This is a genomic window from Gammaproteobacteria bacterium (assembly GCA_022340215.1).
Lineage (GTDB): Bacteria > Pseudomonadota > Gammaproteobacteria > JAJDOJ01 > JAJDOJ01 > JAJDOJ01.
Genome location: JAJDOJ010000237.1, coordinates 1 through 3,674 on the forward strand (window position 1 = coordinate 1; position 3,674 = coordinate 3,674).

The window sequence follows — 3,674 nt, forward strand, 5'->3', positions numbered from 1 at the left end:
GCGGCTTTACGGATCTTTTCCGCCCTGACGGCGTTGGATTCGACTTGCAATGGGGCGGCATTGCGCATCGAATCCGCCTTGTCAGGACGAAAAATCCCTCGAAAATCCACTCGCCCAGATAAATGTCAACAGAGCCTAGCGGTTAGAGTAGTGTCAGCCCCAGTACGAGCGCGGCGACAATCACCAGGACAATTGCCGCTACGAGCGGTCCGCTGAATCGCTTACGTCGGGGTTTCGAAAAGATCGGTATCTCCCCCGGCGCTTGCGACGCAGAGGGCGGAGCATCGTGAGGCGATACCGCTACCCCATGACCCGATTGTCCACCGGCGTCGGATGCCGGCGCCCTTTCTCTGGCGGTCGGGACCTTGTTTTCGGATTCGTTGTCCCAGCGAAAGACGTAATGTGTCCCGTCGAAATCGATATCGTCGCCGGATTTGAGAAAAGAAAGGGTGATTGGCTTTCCGTTCACGATCAGGGGAGAGTCCTCAGCGAGGGCCTGCCCCCCCCAGACCCCGTTGACCTGGAAGAACCGGAACCTTGCCTTCGCGGGGTCGGCCAGGCTGACGGAACCGTCCGGAGCGGATTTCAGCGACACGCCCTCGCCGGTCAACGGGATGGAATCGGGGGAATCTCCGTCCGGCGATGTCCTTGTCAGTGTTGCGTCCGGCGCCGGCGAGTCCTGCCTGGCGGTCCCGAACATCTGGGTCTTGTCATCATCGTCGGTCATGGAACTGCGAGCCTCCCTTATTCCCGCTTTATCGATACCGTAGCCGTCGTGATCAGGCCGAAATCCTATACCTTTCCGGCCGACCTGACGGGTAGGTTAGCGTAGCACTCCACAAGTCACAAAAAACCGAGTTTCTTATCCAGATGGTAACCGGGTTCTCATTGAGAATAGTCGATAAGACAAGGGGTGTTGGTGCGGAGTGCCGGATTTGCCGGTATTCGATTTCGCGGCGCCGCGCATCCGCCGTGAATGACGATCCGTTCCCCGCGAGCGACGCGTGGCCCCGATCTCCAACGCCAGCGATGGCCCTGGACGGTAGTAGGGCCGAACTTTACTATCTCCGCACGGGGTTCGTGCCGGTACGGACACTCCCCGAACGCGGAAACCGAGTCCGGAGACTGAGGAAGCAGTATGAAGGGTCACGCTTCGCGTTCTCCGAACGGGTCCCGATCGCCATCGAGGCGCCTCTGGTAGATTCGGTCGAGCGAGGGGATGGCGGGCGCGAGCGAATGAAAATGCAGGGTTTACGCACAGTAGGCGAGCAATTCGAAACCGTTTGCAACCCCGCGGACGCGGCATCGGCGAACGCTATAAACGTTATAAAGTTGCCCCGATTCGGTGCAACCAAACACGGATCCCCATGACCGTTGCCCTGATTTTCCCTCCTGTCGTCGATCCCAGGGCCCCCCATCTGGCGCTGCCCTCCCTGGCTGCCTTCCTTCGTTCTCATGGCATCGATGTCCGGATGTACGATCTGAACGTGCTGGGCATGCGATACCTGCTGCAGTCGCATCGGCTTCGGCAGGCCGCGGAGAAGGTTCGCGGCGCGATGCACGGAAGATGGGATTTGTCGACCTCAGAGTCGAAACTGGCCCTTTATGCGGGAAAAGTGGTGTCCGTCATGGATAGCGCACTGGAAACGCTGACCGACCCTGACCGATTCTTCGACGCCCATGCCTTCAATAGCGCCCGGGAACTGGTGGTCTCCGGGCTGGCACTCAGCGCGGCCGCCAGAAGTCCCCGGATCTCGTACGACTTCATGCCGCCCCGCTACGACGTTGAAGGCATCGATCCCGAGAAGCTGGCGGACCTGGTCGAGGTGACCGGTAGGGACGATCTGAATCTGTTTCTAGAGCACTGGCGTGACGATCTGTTTCCCGAGCTCGAGCGGATTCAACCGGAACTGGTGGGCATCACGATCACCAACCGGCAGCAGATCATTCCGGGCCTGATGCTCGCCAGGCTGTTGCGGCGGCAGGGTCACTTTACGGTCATCGGCGGCACGGTCTATACCAAGTTCGCCCATGAGCTGGAGACCCGGCCGGAGTTCTTCCGGCATTTCGCGGATGCCGTCATCGTGTACGAGGGAGAGACGGCCCTGCTGACCCTGATCGACGAGCTTCGTGGTGCACGCCAGCTGTCACGGGTCCCGAATCTGCTCCATGTCGAGCGGGACCGCGTTCATTCGACTCGCACGCACCTGGAAAACATCAACGAACTGCCCACGCCGGACTTCGAGGGGCTCGACCTGAGGTCTTATCTCGCCCCGTACCCGGTGCTGCCCATCCTCACGGGCAAGGGTTGTTACTACAATCGATGCAAATTCTGTGACATCCCCTTCATCAACCACATCAGCCGGAAGGCCTATCGTGTCAGGGACGTGGAAAGGATCGTAGCCGATGTGGAAACGCTGGCTGACCGTTTTGGTTGTCGCCACTTCGTCATTACCGACGAGGCGCTGTCACCGCGGTTGCTGCTGAAACTGGCCAATGCCCTGGACGGCGATCGGCACCGGTCGCTCTGCTTTACCGGCTATGCAAGACTCGAAGCCGGATTCACGCCGGAAGTCTGCGGAAAACTGCGTGACATGGGGATGAAGAAACTCTACTTCGGCCTGGAGTCGGCGGACCAGTCGACCCTGGACCACATGGACAAGGGGACGCGGGCCAATCTGGCGCCGAGTGTGCTTTGGAACTGTGCCGATGCCGGTGTGCAGTTCCACATCTTCTCCATCATCGGATTTCCGCAGGAAGACGAGGCGTCGGCGAGGACCACCTTCGACTTTTTCATCGAGAACCGGGAGGTCATCGATCACCCCGGAAACAGTTTCGATATCCACCCGTTTGGCCTGGAACTGAGAACCGACTACTTCCAGGATCGCGACCGTTACGGGATAGCCATCGATCCCGACGCGCTGAACAAGGATTTCGTCATCGGTATCGATGCCGGGCATTGGAACAACCCCGACAGCATGGATGCCGGGCGGATCCAGCACCTGCTCAGGGACGAGTTCTATCCCGGTCTGCGCGAGGCGTACAGCCGCTTTCACGCGACTATCGATCCCATATGGCCGGGGTTCGAGGAGTATGCGGCGCTGTACAGCGACCATTACACGGATCGGCCCTTCCCGTTCTACACCTCCGTCCCGGCGCCGGGAGAGGGAGAGCAGGTCGAACTGAGCTGGAACACATCGCTCTCCGTTCACGGGAAGGAAGACGTGGTGTTACTGCTCCAGCGTCACAAGTACCAGCTGTTGCCCCGGAAAACCTATGATTGTCTGGCGGGCAGGCGATTCAGCGATATCAACGATCTATTGTCTCTCGAGCAGCACGTTGAGGCTGATAGTTCCGAAGCCAGGATGCGCTTCCTGAATGAGCTTGTTTCCCATGCCTATCTGCGGGTGCGGATCATCGGGAAAGCTGTCCCCGAAGGAGGTCAGGCGATTTCTGTCAAATGACATACCATCCTGTTTGTCTTTTCGTCCGTCCTCCGTGTTGCGACAACAGCAACATAGTTCGACTATGCGCCTGTCGTCGCGCCTTGATAACGAACGATCCCGGCGCGGCGCTGTCCCTGCTTTGCTTGGGCACCGGTCTTGGGCTTCCTGCCCAAGCCGTTCACTGCTTCGCAGCTCACCCGGCGCGATCTGGTATGTCATTTTCCGGCA

The 3,674-nt window shown here is 59.4% G+C and carries 2 protein-coding genes; one reads left to right on the plus strand and one right to left on the minus strand.

Annotation, left to right across the window (positions count from 1 at the left end; translation table 11 throughout):
* Positions 1 to 142: 142 nt before the first annotated feature.
* Entirely contained in the window at positions 143 to 727 is a 585-nt protein-coding gene (locus LJE91_16395; protein ID MCG6870248.1) for a hypothetical protein, read from the minus strand.
* A 640-nt stretch (positions 728 to 1,367) separates the two neighbouring features.
* On the opposite strand from LJE91_16395, the gene LJE91_16400 reads away from it, so the two are divergent.
* Positions 1,368 to 3,464: a radical SAM protein gene (locus tag LJE91_16400; protein MCG6870249.1), complete on the plus strand. Its 2,097-nt coding sequence runs from the start codon at positions 1,368 to 1,370 to the stop codon at positions 3,462 to 3,464.
* Positions 3,465 to 3,674 lie beyond the last annotated feature (210 nt).

Coding starts and splice junctions, on each gene's coding strand:
- LJE91_16395 (MCG6870248.1), bottom strand. CDS start 727: ATGACCGACGATGATGACAAGACCCAGATGTTCGGGACCGCCAGGCAG.
- LJE91_16400 (MCG6870249.1), top strand. CDS start 1,368: ATGACCGTTGCCCTGATTTTCCCTCCTGTCGTCGATCCCAGGGCCCCC.